Raw genomic sequence first — 15,839 nt, forward strand, 5'->3', positions numbered from 1 at the left:
TCGACAGAAGTCGCGCTTGATTTTTGGCCGTCGTTGCCCCACCCGAGAGCGATGGGAAACGACACCAAGGTCATCGCCGCCAACGCGGCCTTCTACGCCGCTTTTTCAACGGGCGACTTCGCCGGCATGGAACGGATGTGGGCGGACGACGACGGCATCTCCTGCATCCATCCCGGCTGGCCAGCGATCATCGGACGCGCCACCGTGATCGGAAGCTGGCGCGATATCCTGCAAAACCCGCAGCGGCCGCAGATCGTCTGCGCCGAGCCGCAGGCCATCATCGACGGCGACAGCGCCCGCGTGCTCTGCATCGAGATCGTCGACGGCACCGCACTGGCCGCCGCCAACCATTTTCGCCGCGTCGGCAACGATTGGCGCCTGGTGCACCATCAGTCCAGCCCGATCGCGCAGATTGTCGAGCAGGCTGAGGACGATAGAGCCAGTCACCGCGTCCACTGAGCGCGGCGATCACGCGAGCGTGATCTACTGTGCATGGGGTTGTTTTTCAGTTTTTTGTTGGACGGTCCGAAAGTTCCGACAGATCGTCCAGCACGCCATGTGCCCCGGTGAAGTCATCGTCCCCAAAGAACATGCTGCGGGTGATCAGAACCGGGATGCCGGCGCGCGAGGCCGCGACCAGACCGTTGGCGGAATCCTCGATCGCAACGCAATCGGACGCCTCGAGCTTCAGCCGCGCCAGGATCTCGAGATAGACGTCCGGCGCCGGCTTCTTGTGCCTGACGTCATCGCCGGCGACGATCGCGTCGAAATCCGCAGCCCAGCGTTGGCCCAGCGCCTGCGACAGCAGCGCATCGATATTGCCGTGCGAGGTGGTGGTCGCGATCGCAAGCCGCTGGCCGCGCGCCTTCGCGGTCGTGAGCAGATCCGTCACGCCCGGCCGCAAGGGGCAACGACCAGTCTCGACCAGCTCGGCATAGTGCGCGGTCTTGATGCGGTGAAGCTCTGCGATGTCCATATCCGACAACGGCGGAGCGGTCTTGAGCCTCTTGTGGTAGGCGCGCATGCGTTCCTTGCCGCCCGTCACCCGCAGCAGGTCCTTGTAGACGGCGCGGTCCCATTGCCAGTCGAGACCGCGGCGGGCGAAGGCAAGGTTGAAGGCCTGCCGATGCAGCTCCTCGGTTTCGGCCAGGGTGCCGTCAACGTCGAAGATCAGCGCGGCCGCGCGGCGGATCAATTCGGCGGCGCCTGCTGGCGACTGAACCAACGCTTCGGCCTGCATGATCGATCCCTCCCTTCCGATGCTGCGAGAAGCGAGCATCGACCGAGCCTGTGGGGGAGACAAATCGCAATATCTTTTGCCGGACCCAAAAATCTCTTATGAGCGAACTGCGCATGACGGCGCAAACGGGAACTTTCGACCTGCACAGGAGGCGCATGCGGCTCTTCATTCTCGGCCTCGGCTACAGTGCCCGGCACTTCGTCCGCAAGCACGGCGACAGCTTCTCGCATGTCGCCGGCACCGTGCGCGATCCCGCGCAGCGGAACGATCTCGCCGGCATCGAGGTGCATCCGTTTTCCGGTAGCGATCCGTCGCCCGAGACGGTTGAACGGGTTCGCCATGCCGACGTCCTCCTGGTGTCGATCCCGCCCGGCAGCACCGGCGATCCCGCGATCGCGGCGTTCGGCGGCGTGCTCAAGGGAAACCGCTGCAAAGTCGTCTATCTCTCGACTATCGGCGTGTATGGCGATCACGCGGGCAGCTGGGTCGACGAGAGCACGCCGCCGCAGGCCGTCCTCGACCGCACACGGATGCGGATCGCGGCAGAGCAGGCCTGGACGGATGCGACGGGCGGCGATGCGGCGATCCTGCGGCTTGCCGGCATCTATGGTCCCGGCCGCAACGCGCTGGCGACGCTGCGCGCGGGAACGGCGAGGCGCATCATCAAGCCGGGACAGGTCTTCAACCGCATCCACGTCGACGACATCGCGAGCACGATCATGGCCGCCATCCACCACGAGCGCGGCGGCACCTGGAACATCTGCGACGACGAGCCCGCGCCGCCGCAGGACGTGATCGCCTATGCCGCGCAACTGATCGGCGTGGCACCGCCGCCGGAAGAAGCGTTCGCCACCGCCGAGATGTCGGCGATGGCCCGCAGCTTCTATGCCAGCAGCGCGCGGGTCTCCAATGCGAAATTGAAGCGCGAGCTCGGCGTCACGCTTGTCCATCCCACCTATCGGCACGGCCTCGACTCGCTCTGGCGCGCGGGCGAAGGACGATAGGGTTCCTGCGCTCCGATGCCTGCCAGACATGCCTTACCCGCGCTTGACTCCGTGCCTGCGCGGTCATGATCTAGGCGTCGAGCGAGCCACCACACAACGAGCTCGCCCCTTGGGAGGATGCAATGAACAAGACGATCGCCATGATCGCGGCGACGATTGCCGTCGTCGCGCTCAGCGCCGCGCGCGCCGCGCCGCTGCCCGAAGCCAATCCCGACGATGTCGGATTTTCGAAACAGGGCCTTGCACGCCTCGATGATTTCTTCGCGCGCGAGATCGCGGCCAAGCGCGTGCCCGGCGCAGTGGTCGCCATCGCCCGTGACGGCAAGCTCGTCCATTACAAGGCCTATGGCCAGCTCGACCCGGCCAAGGGCACGCCGATGCCGATCGATGCGATCTTCGCGCTGGCGTCGATGACCAAGCCGATGGCAGCGGTCGCCGGCCTGACGCTGATGGAGCAGGGACGGCTGCCGCTCCAGGCCAAGCTGTCCGATTACTACCCGGGCTTCGCCGACATGAAGGTCGCCGCTCCCCAGGCCGACGGTTCGCTCAAGCTCGAGCCGCAGGCCTCGCCGATCTTCATCCACGATCTCTACCGGCATACGTCGGGGTTGATGTATGGCGGCCGTCCGGACTCTTCGAGCCCGGTGGCGCGGCAATATCCCGATGGCACAGCGCCGGCGATCGAAGGCGACACCCAGGCCTTCATCGATCGCCTCACCAAGCTGCCGCTGGCGCACCAGCCCTCGACCGAGTTCGAATACGGCTTTTCGATCGACGTGCTCGGCGCCGTCGTCGAGAAGGTCAGCGAGCAGAAGCTCAGCGACTATCTCGCCGCCAATGTCTGGCAGCCACTCGGCATGAAGGATGCGACCTTCCATCCGACCGACGCGCAGCGCCCGCGCCTCGCCCGCCCCTTCGCGAACGATCCGCTGACGGGCAAGCCGCAGGCCATCAAGCTCCTGGACATCCCGACCAAGTTCGAGTGCGGCGGCGCCTGCTCGTTCGCAACGGTCGGCGACTACATCCGCTTCGGACAGATGCTGCTCAACGGCGGCGAGCTCGACGGTCAGCGCATCCTCGGTCCGAAGACGGTCCGTCACATGACGACGAACCATCTCGGCCCCGAGATCAAGAACAACGTCGCCAATGTCGAGCCGCATCGCGGTGGCTTCGGCTTCGGCCTTTCGGTCGCGGTCCGGACGGCCGAAGGATTATCGTCGGTCCCCGGCAATCCCGGCGAATTCACCTGGAACGGAGCTTACGGGACGCAGTTCTTCTGCGATCCCAAGGAACGTCTCGTCGTCGTCGTGGGGACGGCGGCGCCGGGTGAGCTCAGGAAATATTATCGCGAGCAGGTCCAGGACATCGTCTACGGCGCGATGACGAAGTGAGATCGTCACGCCCTGAAAGAGAAAGGGCGGCCGCTCTGGCCGCCCTCTTGATTGAGCGTCAGCTCAACACGCCGTATTTCTTGAACCAGGCCTCTGCCTGCTTCCAGGCATCCTCCGCGGCGTCTCTGCGATAGCTGCCGCGATAATCGGCATGGAAGCCGTGCGGCGCTTCGGGGTAGATCTTGAAGTCGGCCGGCTTCTTGCTCTGCTCGAGCGCTGCCTTCATCTGCTCGACCTGGGCGACGGGAATGCCGGTATCGGCGCCGCCATAGAGGCCGAGCACCGGCGCCTTCATCTCGGGCGCGAGCTGCAGCGGGCTCCTCGGCCACAACGGGTTGGCGGGATCGACCAGGGTCCCATAGAAGGCAACGCCCGCCTTGAGCGCACCGCTGTGGGCGGCATATTCCCAGACCGCGCGGCCGCCCCGGCAGAAGCCGATGGTGCCGAGCCGCGTTGCGTCACCGCCTTGCGATCCTGCCCAGGCGACCGTCGCATCCAGATCCGACAACAGCTCCGCGTCCGGCTTCGCATTCACCACCGGCAGCAGCTCCTTGACGTCCGCGACCTTGGTCAGGTCGACGCCCTTGCGGAAATAATAGTCGGGCGCGACCGCGAATGCGCCGAGCTTGGCGAGGCGCCGCGTCACGTCCCTGATGTATTCGTGCAGGCCGAAGATCTCCATCGCCACGATGATCACCGGCGCCTTGGTATTGCCGGCCGGGCGGGCGAAATAGGCGGGCATTTCCTCGGAGCCGACCTTGATCTTGGCATCACCGGCCTGGAGGCCGCTGGTATCCGTCGTGACGATATCGGCCCGGACCGGACCGGCCGCGAGTGTGTAGCCCGCGGCGACGGCTGCGGTGGCGCTCATGAATCCGCGGCGCGAGAGCGGGGCGACTTTCGTCAGTCCAATGACGTCGGATGTGATGGTGTTTTCAAAGCTCATCGATCTTCCCATTCCTGATTCCCATGCTGATGCCCCTCGGGCGCCGCATTCGCCAATAATTGCGGGACAAAGGCAACTCACCAGCCTGCGAGGACACGGCTCACCGCCTCACCCCTTCGTTGGCGAGCACCGGTGTCCGCCGTCCGCCGGAGCCCGATCGTGTGCCGGACTTAACCGTCTAGCTGCACTGCATCGCAACATCCATTAACCGAAAGAAGCGGTTCTTTCCCTGGCGCCAGGCCTGCCGTCGCTGCAGAGAATGCTCCTATTCGCGCACCCGAGAGGCTCTGCCGCAACAAATTGCAATCCCGGTGACGATGGTGACACATCATGTTGTTCGTGCACCGTGCGTCATCACCAATTCACATGCAAACCGACGTCATTTGATTGAAATTTTCGGAAGATCTGGGCCGCGCGATTTACCCGGTCTTTCTTTGTGACACCCTAGTTCCACGGCCGGAAGTTCCATCTTCGGAAACGCAGAGGCTTCTTCCCGCGACGCGCGACGCTCGCCGGCAACGGACGACGAAGCGCAAGCGGGTTCATTCCCGTCCGCCCCGATTGCGCTACTCAAGGCTCAATTGAATAAAGTTTATCCGACCTGGAACTGAAATGAATTTGGCGCGCGAATCGATAGAACTGTTGGAGCAGGCCGCACGCATCCTGTGGTTCGAAGGCACCAAGCATGGTTTGCGCGACCGCGAATGGATGGCGCTGCGCTTCCTCTCCCGCGCCAACCGGTTTTCCCGAACCCCCTCGGCGCTGGCGAGCTACGTCGGCACCACGCGCGGCACCGCCTCGTTCATCATCGGCGAGCTCGAGCGGCTCGGCTATCTCGAGCGGAAGCGCTCGGCCACCGACAAGCGGTCGGTGACGTTGAGCGTGACCCAGCAGGGCAAGAAGTTTCTGGTGCGCGACCCCGTCAACGTCCTCGTCGAAGCGATTGCCGTTCTCGGTGACGAGGTCAAGATCCGCTTCCGCGACACGTTCCGGCACGCGCTTGACCACTCCGATGCCGCCGAGCAGCGGCACCACACCGACGTCTGCAAGCGGTGCATCTTCCTGCGGGAGGATCGCGCCGGTACCGACAGCAAGACGGCGGCCGAGTTCAGCTGCCGCCTGTTTCGCGCGCCGATTGCCGAGGCGGAGGTCGATCTGCTGTGCACCAGCTTCGAGCATCACCGCCAATAGTAGGCCGCTCGATCAGGGCGTTGCCTTGCGCGACGAGTAGATGACGCCGCCGCTGGCTTCCACCACCAGGCGCCCGTTATCGTTCCTGATCTCTTCGATGCGTCCAAGACCGGGCACCTGCTGTCCCAGCACGGCTTCGATGACGCCGTTCGGGCCTTGCAGGATCGCGATCCCCTCATAGGCCTGACGGACCGACCAGCCCTTGATTGCCTTGCGCGGCGCCGACGCCCGCTCGGGTGCAGGCACCGATCCCGTGAATTCGGGCGCGGCGACTGCGGCCATCATCGGCCCTTGCGGCGACACCGGCTGCGTTTGCACCGTCGCCGGCGCAGGAGCCTGGGCCTGCACCTGAGCGAGCTTGTCGAGCTTTGCCGTCGAGGACGAGCTCACCCGCTCGATCCGGTCCAGATTCTCCGCAAACCTGCCGAAGCGATCGTTCGTGACCTTGCTGGATTGATCGACCGCGGTGCGCAAGCCGTCGAGATTTTCAGACACGCCCGACACCTGCTTGCGCAGCTGCGCGACGGTCTCGCGCAGATTCCTGATCTCCGCATTGGCCGCAACGTTGTTCGGCGCCGGCTGGGTGGTGAGATAGGCGATCACGCCGGTGCAGGCGCAGACCACCAACATGGCAGCGACCGCCAGCGTTGCGAGCGGCACGACCCATGTCGGACGAGGCGGCGGCGGCTTCGCCACGATCACGGCCGGCTTGATCGCGACCGGCGCAGGTTTCGGGATTGCCATCTTGTCGAGCCGTGCCTTGGCACGAATGCGCTTCAAGCCCTCGAGTGCCTCCTTTGCGAGAGCTTCGTCGCTCGCCGCGGCCGATACACGCTTTGCGCTCGCGGCAGGCTTGGGCGTTCGCGCCGCGTTGTCCATTGTATCGCTCGCCTCCGGCGCCGGCTTCGCCGCCGCGAAAACATCCGCGGTCGCGTTGGGACGAGCTTGTCCATCGGACAACATATGCAAATGCTCCGTTCGGTTCGGTCTGTCGAGCGGTGACGCTATTTGCCGAAGCTTGCCTGAAACGTGCGTGTCGAAAGCTTTTCATCACGCGCGATGAGGCGTCGCATGAGTCGATCGCGTCATACACGTGGCGAGAGTGCGACTCGAAAGACACACACTCGCCAAGATTTCACCAAGCTGGAGTCGCGGCGCAGACGTGAGTCGAATTGTCGCACGCGGTAAAGCGGGTTCCAGTGTCAATCCGGGGTTGAAAACCCCACAATTTGCATGACCCGGAGCACCACCCAAAACGGCTGTAATTGTACGGGGATGCGGAACCATACAACCACGACGGTGCAAAACTAGTTTAGGATTCAAATCAACTGATACGATTGGATATATCAAGAAACAACCAGAAACGAATCAACAGCATCAAGCACACGTAGCAATCGCTTTCTTACGCACGCTTGATCGGGAATCGGCAATTGTTACGGTCCTACTCAAGTGATTCTCGCCAGTTGGCGAGGAGATCGACACAGTTCAGCAGTGTTCGGACGCGATGAGCAACTTGGCGCAACTGTTCTAGGTCGTTTCTCAATCTGCTCCGCGAGGTGATCCGTAAGACACCCGCCGAGCCTCACGCAGTAAGCGTTTCAGTATCGAGTTGAAGTAACAGGCCCGCGAGACGCAGGCACTGAACGCGTAGGGCTGCCCGCGAATATCGAAACCATAACAACGGTTCGCGGGATGGAATGTCGTCAAACAGCATCGTTGCCGAGCCGGGGCATCACAACAACCCAACCGGCCGCAACAAGTGCGAAACAGGGGCGAAAGACTGATGTATATTATCGTTGATGATCGCGAGAGCGTCGCGAACAGCTACGTCGGAGGGCTCGTTCGCGAAGGCGTATCGTCGATCGGCTTCTCCTCCGGAGAATTCTGGGACTGGTTGCAATCTGCGAGCGAATCCGATCTGGCGGCGGTGGACGCCTTTCTCCTCGGGGATTGCGATGCCCGCGGAAGCCTGCCGCGGGCGATGCGCAAGCGCTCATCGGCTCCCATCATCGCCATGAGCGGCCAGAAGATGCTCAAGAACACGCTGGAGCTGTTCGAATCGGGCGTGGACGACGTCGTGCACGTGCCTATACACCTGCGCGAGATCCTCGCCCGAACGGCCGCGATCGCGCGCCGCCGGGTGGGCGAGCTGCCGCGGCCCTGCGAGAGCAGGATCCAGGTCTTCTTCAACGGCCGTGACCCCGAAATCGCGGGCCACGCCCTCACCCTGCCCCGCCGCGAACTGCGCATTCTCGAATATATGGTGGCCAACCACGGCAAGTGGATCACCAAGACGCAGATCTTCAACGCGGTCTACGGCATCTTCGAGTCCACCTTCGACGAGAGCGTGATCGAGAGCCACGTCAGCAAGCTGCGCAAGAAGCTCCGCGACCGCCTCGGCTTCGACGCGATCGTGGCCCGGCGTTACGTCGGATACCGCCTCAACATCCCGGCGGGCGAAACCCTCGACGAGCCGGTGCAGGAGCTCGACGACGTCGGCATCCTCCTGAACCGGGCGCAGGCCGCCCCGGCCGCGTACCCGACCAGCAACTGACGCGGCAGGACATCGCCACCAAACCGGTAACGGCCTCTGCGAGCAGCAGAGGCCGTTGCGCTTTCAGCGGCAGAGAGGGCAGCACGCGGGCTTGCCGTGGCGGCGCAAGCGCCGCGCTATTCCGAACAACATGCCCTACGGCTTCTGCTGGAATTCTTCCTTGGAGACGTAGTTGAAGTCCTCGACCAGGACGTCCTGGACGATGTCACCCTGCATCCGTTCGTTGACGCGTTGCTTGATGGCCGTGGTCAGGACGGCGAGGTCGTAGCGGGCGAGCTTCCTGAAGTCGAGACGATCGTCGGCATAGATCCTGCGGAAGGCCTCGTCGACGACGAACGGCTCCGGCGGAACGTTCAGCTGGTGCATGGTCCGCCCCTCCATGGTGTAGACGAAGCGCGCGACGATGTAGCCCTGCACATTGCCGTTCTCGACCATCGGCACGCTCAGCGCCCGCGTCTTGTGATATTGCAGCCCTTCGAGATATTCGTCCTTCGCCGGCAGCAGGCTGCCCTTCTCCTTCCAATAGGCGACGGCATAGCTCGTGCCCGCCGTGAGGATGCATACCCAGAGCCCGGCCAGCACCAGTCTGATCATTTTCCGTCCTGCGCTGTGCGACCGGTATAGGTGCCGTCCGACTCGGCGTCCTTGACCGCCTTGACGATGATGCTCGCGACCTCGCGGACCGCGTCGTAGTGCATTTCCAGAATGGAACGATTGCGTTCGAGCTTCTCCCGCAGCCGCTGAATCTCCTCGGTGATCTCGACCTCGCCGCCGAGGTGCATCCGCGCCCGCATCAGGCGGACGAACTCGAGCATGCTCCGGCTCTTCCGCGCGCTGAAGTCGTCGAAATCGATCTTCTGGCCCGTCGCGAGTGCGGTCGTCTCCTCCTCGACGATACTCGCGAGCCGGCGGATTGCAGCCAGCAGGCCACGCATCTCGTCCGATCTCACCGCATCCGCGGCGTCGACCATCGCCTCGCCACCTCCGATCGGCAGCAGCACGGGCAGCAGCGCATCGCTCGCTGCGGCTTCCGTCGTCACCATCTCGGTGTCAGCGACCGCCTGGTCCATCGCCACGGCCACCGCGCCTTCTTGTGCCTGCATTGGAAATTCACCTCTCAACTTCTGTCACCCGTTCGCCGATCACGATCCGGCCTTCCCCGCAGCGTCCGGTCCGGCCGGATGTGCGGCGGCGAGCTGCCGGGCGATGCCGACGCCCTTGCCCTTTGCCAGCTGATTGCCGAGCTGCTCTGCAAGCATCGACTTCCAGACGCCGCCAGCCGTGCCCTTGCCGAAGACCTCCTCCGAGTCCTTCGGCAACATCGTCTCGACGAAGGTCTGGAGGATGAAGGCTTCGAACTTGCGATAAACCTCGCCGGATGCCGGCGCCTTGATCACCTGCACCGGTGCACCGTTCACTGCCCCCGACTGCGCTTCGGCGACTTTCGCCGCGACTTGGTCGGCAGTCGCCGCTTTGGCCTTGCCGACTTCCGCCTCCATCGTGGCGGCGAAATCGGCGTCCGATGATTTCAGCGCATCGAGCTTCGCGGTCGCGGCGCGCTGCGTCACGGGGTCGGCGGCTTCGAGGACGTCGAGGACGAGGTCGGGCGTCGCTGTCACGATCATGTCTTGTTCCGGTTGGCTGTCTGTGGCGTCCACGCGCGCACGGTAAGGCTCGTTCCCGTCATGTCCTCGAGCGAGCGCTTCTCGGCATCGCGGAGCTTGTCGGCGAGCGCGGCCTTGGCGACCTCCTCGAGCTGTTTCACGCGGCGGGTCTCGCGGCGAACCTGGTCGAGCTGCTGCGCGGCCTGCGCCTGCACCGCGCGGGCGCCGACGCTCGTCCTGTTGAGCCGCCGGGCGATCGATTCGTTCGACGATCCCGCCGGCGGCTTTCCATCGTTCAAGGCTCCGACCAACCATTCCTGCTCTTCTTGCAGGCTGCGCTCCTGCTGCCGCAATTGTGCGAGCTGCCATTCGGAGAGCCGGAGCTGAAGCTTCACCAGCGAGACCATCCGGCCGAGCTTGTCCGCGCGCGACGTCATGACGTCACTCCGCCAGCCACGATGACACGCCCAGCATGAACTGCGTCAGCAGCTCGTCGCTGGTGAGGTAGAGCAGCAGGAAGCCGCCGAACAGCACGAAGGGCACCGAGATGAAATAGACCGGAATGGCCGGCGTCAGCTTGTTGATCAGGCCGACCGCCAGGTTGACGATGACCGAATAGACGATGAAGGGACTCGAGATCCGCAGCGTCAGCACGAACGCTTCCGAAAGGCGGCCGACGAGCAGGTCGAGCGCCACGCCGCCTCCCAGCCTGTTGCCGGGCTTCCAGACGTCGTAGGAGTTCATCAGCCCCCGCAGCACCTGCCAGTGCTGGTCGGTCATGAAGAACAAAGTGGTGACGGCGGCCATGATCAGCGGCACCAGGGCCGGTGCCGGATCGGTGTCGGCGACCGGCGTGCCCGGGATGTTGCTCAGGCCGATCGCGCCCGCCATCATGGTCGCCATGGTCTGGAGGGCGAGGAAGAACACGCGCCCGCCGAGCCCGATGACACTGCCGACCACGAGCTCGGAGCAGATCAGGAGCGCCAGCGTCAGCGGCGCCGCGTTGTCCGTGAGCGGCTTCAGGACGGCGATCAGGATCGGCGTCAGCGCAAACGTGGTGACCAGCGCGACGAACAGGCGCACCTGGGGCGGCACGTTGACGCTGGAATAGCCGGGCACCAGCATCAGGCAGGCACCGATGCGGCAGAACACGATGAACGTCACCAGCACGCTGTCGGCGAGCCCGGAGATCACGATATGGCTCCGAGCGCCCTGATCTCGGCGCTGCGCGCGACTTCGACATGCGACAGGATCGGCAATGTCGGGAACACCCGCTCCAGGATCATCCGGACATAGGGCCGCGCTTCCGGCGTGACGGCCAGCACCACGCTGGTGCCGCTTTCGGTGAACTTCCGGATCGCGGCGCTGGCTTCGGTCGCGAACTGCTCGATCAGGCGCGGGTCGGCATCGAACTCGACGACGTCACCCTTGGCATCGCGCTTCAGGCTCTGGTGGAAGGCGAGGTCCCAGCGGTTGCCGAGACGGACCACGTTGAGCACGCCATAGTCGGAGAGATCGCCGCAGATCTGCTGGGCGAGCCGCGTCCGCACGTGCTCTGCGACCTGCTCGGAGCGCCGCACATGCGGCGCGATCTCGGCGATCGCCTCGAGGATCAGGTGGAGGTTTCGGATCGACACGCGCTCGGCCAGCAGGATCTTCAGGATCGCCAGCAGGCCCGAATAGGAGATCTGCGACGGGCACAGATCCTCGACCAGGCGCTTGTATTCGGGATCGAGCCGGTCGAGCAGGGCACGCATGTCCTTGTAGGACAGGAGCTGGGCGAGGTTCGCCCTGATCACTTCGCTCAAATGCGTGAGCAGCACCGACAGATTGTCGACCGGCTTGCAGCCCTGCCGCTTGACTTCGTCGGTGAAGGCTTCCGTCACCCACAGCGCCTTCATGCCGAACGCAGGCTCGATCACCTCGTCGCCTGGCACGTCGGGCTTGCCGTCCTTGTCGACCAGTACCAGCACCTCGCCGAGCCTGAGCTCGCCATGGGCAACGCGCGTGTCGTGAATGCGGATCTGATAGCTCTTGGGATCGATCGACAGATTGTCGGTCAGCTTGATCTCGGGAATGACGAAGCCGTACTGCTTGGCGAATTTCTTGCGTATCTTGGCCACGCGGTGGGCAAGCTCGTTGCGCGAGCCCAACAGATGGACCGAAAGGTGGCCGCCGAGCGCGAGCTCGATCTCGGCGGTCTTGAGCTGCTCCTTGACGGATTCCTTGGCCTCGGCCTGGGCGCGCTCGTCGGCCTTGGAGGCCGCCTCCTTGCGCTCCCGCGCGGCTTGGCGCTTCGGCAGCGAGTAGCCGACGAAGGCCATGACGCCCCCGAGCAGCACGAACGGCGCCATCGGCAGCCCCGGCATCAGAGCGAGCACGAACATCATCAGCGCGGCCGCCGACACCGCGCGCGGATAGCCGCCGAGCTGCCGCAGCACCGCCTGCTCCGCCGAGCCCCTGGTACCGCCCTTGGAGACCAGGAGGCCCGCCGACAGCGAGACGATCAGCGCCGGCATCTGCGACACCAGACCGTCGCCGACGGAAAGCTTGGTGTAGACGTCGGCGGCGCGGGACAGAGTCAATCCGTGATGAGTGACGCCGATGACGATGCCGCCGAAGATGTTGATCGCGGTAATGATGAGGGCGGCAATGGCGTCGCCGCGGACGAATTTCGAGGCGCCGTCCATGGCGCCGAAGAACGCGCTCTCCTCTTCGAGCTCGCGGCGCCGGCGCTGGGCCTCCTTGTCGTCGATCAGGCCGGCGGACAGGTCCGCGTCGATCGCCATCTGCTTGCCGGGAATGGCGTCCAAGGTGAAGCGGGCGCCGACCTCGGCGATACGCGTCGCGCCCTTGGTGATCACGACGAAATTCACCGTCACCAGGATCGCGAAGATGATGAGGCCGATGACGAAGTCGCCGCCCATGACGAACTTCGAGAAGCCGGCAACGACATGGCCTGCCGCCTGTTCGCCCTCCCCACCCCGCGACAGGATCAGGCGCGTCGTCGCGATGTTCAGCGCCAGGCGCAGGATCGTCGCGATCAGCAGCACGGTCGGGAAGGCCGAGAAGTCGAGCGGCCGCTGAATCCACAGCGCGACCATCAGGATCAGCGCCGACAGCGCGATCGAGAACGCGAGGCCGAGGTCGATCAGGATCGGAGGAATCGGCAGGAACAGGATCGTGAGCATGGTCACGATGCCGCCGGCGAAGAAGGCATCCGTTCCGAGGCGGCGCGGATTGGGCAGGCTAGCAGCTAACGTATCGGCCATGGGTCACCGGCAGAGGGGTCCGGTTCGCAATCTGCCGCGCAAAGCTTACGCGGGGATGGTGCCGGGGCCGTCCGGATCAGAAGCCGCGTTCGATCCGCGAATAGACCATCTCGGTGAAGGTCGACAGATGCGCGCCGATGAAGGAGCCGGAGACGGCTACGACCAGGAGAATGACGATGATCTTCGGAACGAAGGTCAGCGTCACCTCCTGGATCTGGGTCAGCGCCTGGATCAGCGCGATGACGGTGCCGACCAGCATGGCTGCACCGACTGCCGGCCCGGAGGCGACGATGATGGTCCAGATCGCCGCCTGGACGATATCGAGGGCGTCCCGCTCGTTCATGACTGGCTGATCGTGAGCCCCGGTCCGACCGCGACCTTCGTGCCGTCCTGAAGGGTCGCGATGGAGCCGTCGCTGTTGATGGAGACCGAGACGACCTTGCCGCTGAAGGTGGCGCCGGTCGAGTCGGTGAAGCTGACCGTCTTCCCGATCAACCCGTTGGCCTGCGACAAGGACTGCGAGGACAGCAGCGCGTCGAGCTTCGAATTCGTCTGCATCGCCTGCTCGACGGTCGAGAGCTGGGCGAACTGGCTCATATATTGCGAGGTATCCATTGGATTGGTCGGATCCTGATTCTTCATCTCGGCAATGAGGAGCTGGAGAAACGTGTTGTAGTCCACGCTGTTGCTCGACGTCGGCGAGTTGGTCGCGTTCGAGCTGGACGACTTGCCGGTCGTGTCGGTCGCGCTGTTGACGTTCATCTTGTCTCTCCGCTGTCAGGCAGCTTCGACTGGGGAAACATTGGCGGCGCCCGCCAGGATGGCCTGCTCCACCGGAAACAGCGCCCGAATCCGCTTGAGCGCCTCGAAATAGCGGGTCGCGCCGACCAGCTCGTGGATCGCGCCGAGCCCGTCGAGCATCTCGCGGCTCTCGCAAACGGCACACAGGGCCGCGTAATGCTGCGCGTAGAGCGCGGCGGCGTCGCGGACGTCGGTCGGGTTCATCAGCATGAGCTGGACGATGAAATAGAGCTGTCGCAGCGCCGTGGTGGCGTCGGACGCCTGCATGACCTGCCCTTCGAGCAGGAACATCACGTCGTTGACGAGCTCGACGGAGACCTTGCGGTCGACGCGGAGCACCGCGCCGTTGATGTAGATCCGTTCGCCCGCGCGCAAGGAGATCTTCATTAAAGCGCGTCTCGGATCAGGCGGTTGATTTCGATGAGCTGCACCACGTCGCTCGACCTCTGCTCGCGGAGGCGGTCGGCTTCCTTGACCACCCACAGCCCGATCGAGATGATGTCGGCGCGCAGCTTGTCCGGCAGCCCGTTCTCGGGGTGTGCGAGATCCTCGATGAAGATCGTCCACAGCCGCCGCACATAGAGCAGGCTCTCGACCTGGTCCTCGAGGCTGAAACGCCCCTTCTGGATCCGCTCGAGCCGGTCGATGCCGAGGCTGAGCGCCTGCCGCTCGCGGCTGCGCGCCTCATAGCCACTTTCGTCGACGACCGCTTCATAGGCTTCAAACGTCATCAGGACCACTCTTCGCAGGAGACCGAACAACTGGACAAAGGTTACGAGCCCCTATTCAGAGATAATTGATGAGGCTGATCTTCTGGAGCTGCGAAGTGAGCGCCAGCGCCGTCTGGATCTGTGTCTGCAGCGTGTTGACCCGGACCGAGGCTTCGGTCGGGTCGACCTTCTCCATGCCGACGATCTGATTGTTCAGGATGTCCTGCTGCGTCTTGAGCTTGGTGGTTGCTGTGGTGATCCGCTGCTGGACCGTGCCGACGCTGCCGCCGAGCGCAGCGAGGTCGTTGATGGCGTTGCCGACGAGCCCGATGGCCTTGTCCACCACGACCTGGAACGTCTCCTGGCTCAGCTTCACGTTCCCGAGGTCGGCCATCATGGTGTAGGCCTCGGCGAGCTTGCGGAAGCCGGTCTGGTTGGCGCTCACGGACGTATCGGCGATCTCGGTGGTGGAGATCCGGCTTTGCATGGTCTGGTCGGTCGCCGACGACCAGTTGGTGTTCCAGGCCGGGCTGGCAAACTCGGCATCGAAGGTGGTGTCGAGGAAGGTCTGCATCTGGGCCGGCGTGATGGTGGCGACGCTGGCTGAGGATTGCGAGAAGCCGAAGGCCGCGAGAAAATCCGCATCGACCTGGTTCTTGCTGGCCGAGCCCGCGGCGTAAGGCGTGATCGGCGCGTTCTGCGTGTTGATGCCCGAGAACAGATAGGAGCCGTTATAGGAGACGTTCAGGGCGCCGATCAGATCCTGGAGATTGGAGGATGCAGGCGGCAGGATGACCCGCCCGCCGCCGTCGGTGCTGCGGGCCGCGATCAGGTCCTTAAGGAAATCCGTCGCGGTCTTGCTGAGCTGGGTGATCCGGTTCTGCGTCACGTCCAGGCGCCCCGAGACGAGCCCGTTGGTGTCGACGAGCTGATCGGCGAAGCTGAAGTCCGCCCGCAGCGTGAGGTCGCTTCCCGTCGTTGCACCGAGCTCGAGGCCGATATCGGCGAAGCGGCCGGTGGTCGCCTCGGTCGAGGCCTTGCTCAGCGCCGCCTGGTTGTTCGTGATCGAATACCTCAACGAGGAGGACAACATCAGGGTGGAAATGTAGTTCGCGCTCATCATGAC

The 15,839-nt window shown here is 64.2% G+C and carries 19 protein-coding genes; 5 read left to right on the forward strand and 14 right to left on the reverse strand.

Going from position 1 to position 15,839, the window contains the following annotated elements; translation table 11 throughout:
* Window positions 1-51 precede the first annotated feature (51 nt).
* A complete protein-coding gene (locus ACNJYD_RS29885) occupies window positions 52-459 on the forward strand; it encodes a nuclear transport factor 2 family protein (RefSeq protein ID WP_212254458.1) in 408 nt (135 codons plus the stop codon).
* 46 nt (window positions 460-505) lie between these two features.
* Here ACNJYD_RS29885 and ACNJYD_RS29890 read toward each other — a convergent pair whose 3' ends face one another.
* Entirely contained in the window at window positions 506-1,240 is a 735-nt protein-coding gene (locus ACNJYD_RS29890; protein WP_439364130.1) for an HAD family hydrolase, read from the reverse strand.
* A 155-nt stretch (window positions 1,241-1,395) separates the two neighbouring features.
* On the opposite strand from ACNJYD_RS29890, the gene ACNJYD_RS29895 reads away from it, so the two are divergent.
* Window positions 1,396-2,244, forward strand: a complete 849-nt coding sequence (locus ACNJYD_RS29895; RefSeq protein WP_439364131.1) for an SDR family oxidoreductase — start codon at window positions 1,396-1,398, stop codon at window positions 2,242-2,244.
* 122 nt (window positions 2,245-2,366) lie between these two features.
* Window positions 2,367-3,635, forward strand: a complete 1,269-nt coding sequence (locus ACNJYD_RS29900; protein WP_439364132.1) for a serine hydrolase domain-containing protein — start codon at window positions 2,367-2,369, stop codon at window positions 3,633-3,635.
* Between the two features lie 58 nt (window positions 3,636-3,693).
* On the opposite strand, the gene ACNJYD_RS29905 is transcribed toward ACNJYD_RS29900, so the two are convergent.
* Window positions 3,694-4,581: a dienelactone hydrolase family protein gene (locus ACNJYD_RS29905; RefSeq protein ID WP_439364133.1), complete on the reverse strand. Its 888-nt coding sequence runs from the start codon at window positions 4,579-4,581 to the stop codon at window positions 3,694-3,696.
* A 612-nt stretch (window positions 4,582-5,193) separates the two neighbouring features.
* On the opposite strand from ACNJYD_RS29905, the gene ACNJYD_RS29910 reads away from it, so the two are divergent.
* Entirely contained in the window at window positions 5,194-5,772 is a 579-nt protein-coding gene (locus ACNJYD_RS29910) for a MarR family winged helix-turn-helix transcriptional regulator (RefSeq protein WP_439364134.1), read from the forward strand.
* Window positions 5,773-5,784: 12 nt separating this feature from the next.
* Here ACNJYD_RS29910 and ACNJYD_RS29915 read toward each other — a convergent pair whose 3' ends face one another.
* Entirely contained in the window at window positions 5,785-6,735 is a 951-nt protein-coding gene (locus tag ACNJYD_RS29915; protein WP_439364135.1) for a hypothetical protein, read from the reverse strand.
* An 820-nt stretch (window positions 6,736-7,555) separates the two neighbouring features.
* Between ACNJYD_RS29915 and ACNJYD_RS29920 the strand changes: the two genes are divergently transcribed.
* On the forward strand, window positions 7,556-8,326 hold the full coding sequence (locus tag ACNJYD_RS29920; RefSeq protein WP_439367532.1) for a response regulator transcription factor: 771 nt from the start codon (window positions 7,556-7,558) through the stop codon (window positions 8,324-8,326).
* A gap of 135 nt (window positions 8,327-8,461) precedes the next feature.
* Here ACNJYD_RS29920 and ACNJYD_RS29925 read toward each other — a convergent pair whose 3' ends face one another.
* The 11 genes from ACNJYD_RS29925 to ACNJYD_RS29975 all read right to left on the reverse strand — a co-directional run bounded on the left by ACNJYD_RS29925 (window position 8,462) and on the right by ACNJYD_RS29975 (window position 15,836).
* On the reverse strand, window positions 8,462-8,920 hold the full coding sequence (locus ACNJYD_RS29925) for a hypothetical protein (RefSeq protein WP_212254451.1): 459 nt from the start codon (window positions 8,918-8,920) through the stop codon (window positions 8,462-8,464).
* Window positions 8,917-9,429, reverse strand: a complete 513-nt coding sequence (locus ACNJYD_RS29930) for a flagellar biosynthesis protein FlgN (protein WP_439364136.1) — start codon at window positions 9,427-9,429, stop codon at window positions 8,917-8,919. The genes ACNJYD_RS29925 and ACNJYD_RS29930 overlap by 4 nt, the downstream gene beginning before the upstream one ends.
* A gap of 39 nt (window positions 9,430-9,468) precedes the next feature.
* Window positions 9,469-9,951 carry a rod-binding protein gene (locus ACNJYD_RS29935; protein WP_439364137.1) on the reverse strand — a complete coding sequence of 161 codons (483 nt, stop codon included), beginning with the start codon at window positions 9,949-9,951 and terminating at the stop codon, window positions 9,469-9,471.
* Window positions 9,948-10,367, reverse strand: a complete 420-nt coding sequence (locus ACNJYD_RS29940) for a hypothetical protein (protein ID WP_439364138.1) — start codon at window positions 10,365-10,367, stop codon at window positions 9,948-9,950. Before ACNJYD_RS29940 ends, ACNJYD_RS29935 begins: the two co-directional genes overlap by 4 nt.
* A gap of 4 nt (window positions 10,368-10,371) precedes the next feature.
* Window positions 10,372-11,124, reverse strand: coding sequence for a flagellar biosynthesis protein FliR (fliR, locus tag ACNJYD_RS29945; protein ID WP_172786940.1), 753 nt, complete (start codon window positions 11,122-11,124; stop codon window positions 10,372-10,374).
* A complete protein-coding gene (gene flhA, locus ACNJYD_RS29950) occupies window positions 11,121-13,202 on the reverse strand; it encodes a flagellar biosynthesis protein FlhA (protein WP_439364139.1) in 2,082 nt (693 codons plus the stop codon). The genes fliR and flhA overlap by 4 nt, the downstream gene beginning before the upstream one ends.
* Window positions 13,203-13,278: 76 nt before the next feature.
* Window positions 13,279-13,545, reverse strand: a complete 267-nt coding sequence (fliQ, locus tag ACNJYD_RS29955) for a flagellar biosynthesis protein FliQ (protein ID WP_025034323.1) — start codon at window positions 13,543-13,545, stop codon at window positions 13,279-13,281.
* The gene (gene flgD, locus ACNJYD_RS29960) at window positions 13,542-13,964 is read right to left on the reverse strand and encodes a flagellar hook assembly protein FlgD (protein ID WP_172786942.1); all 423 of its coding nucleotides are present in this window, start codon (window positions 13,962-13,964) and stop codon (window positions 13,542-13,544) included. The genes fliQ and flgD overlap by 4 nt, the downstream gene beginning before the upstream one ends.
* A 15-nt stretch (window positions 13,965-13,979) precedes the next feature.
* Complete coding sequence (flbT, locus tag ACNJYD_RS29965; protein WP_172786943.1) at window positions 13,980-14,390, reverse strand: flagellar biosynthesis repressor FlbT; 411 nt, start codon at window positions 14,388-14,390, stop codon at window positions 13,980-13,982.
* A complete protein-coding gene (gene flaF, locus ACNJYD_RS29970; RefSeq protein WP_172786944.1) occupies window positions 14,390-14,734 on the reverse strand; it encodes a flagellar biosynthesis regulator FlaF in 345 nt (114 codons plus the stop codon). Before flaF ends, flbT begins: the two co-directional genes overlap by 1 nt.
* 55 nt (window positions 14,735-14,789) lie before the next feature.
* Complete coding sequence (locus ACNJYD_RS29975) at window positions 14,790-15,836, reverse strand: flagellar hook-associated family protein (RefSeq protein ID WP_212254443.1); 1,047 nt, start codon at window positions 15,834-15,836, stop codon at window positions 14,790-14,792.
* Window positions 15,837-15,839: the final 3 nt, after the last annotated feature.

Origin of the sequence: Bradyrhizobium sp. SPXBL-02 (genome assembly GCF_051853065.1) — a bacterium.
Classification (GTDB): Bacteria; Pseudomonadota; Alphaproteobacteria; order Rhizobiales; family Xanthobacteraceae; genus Bradyrhizobium.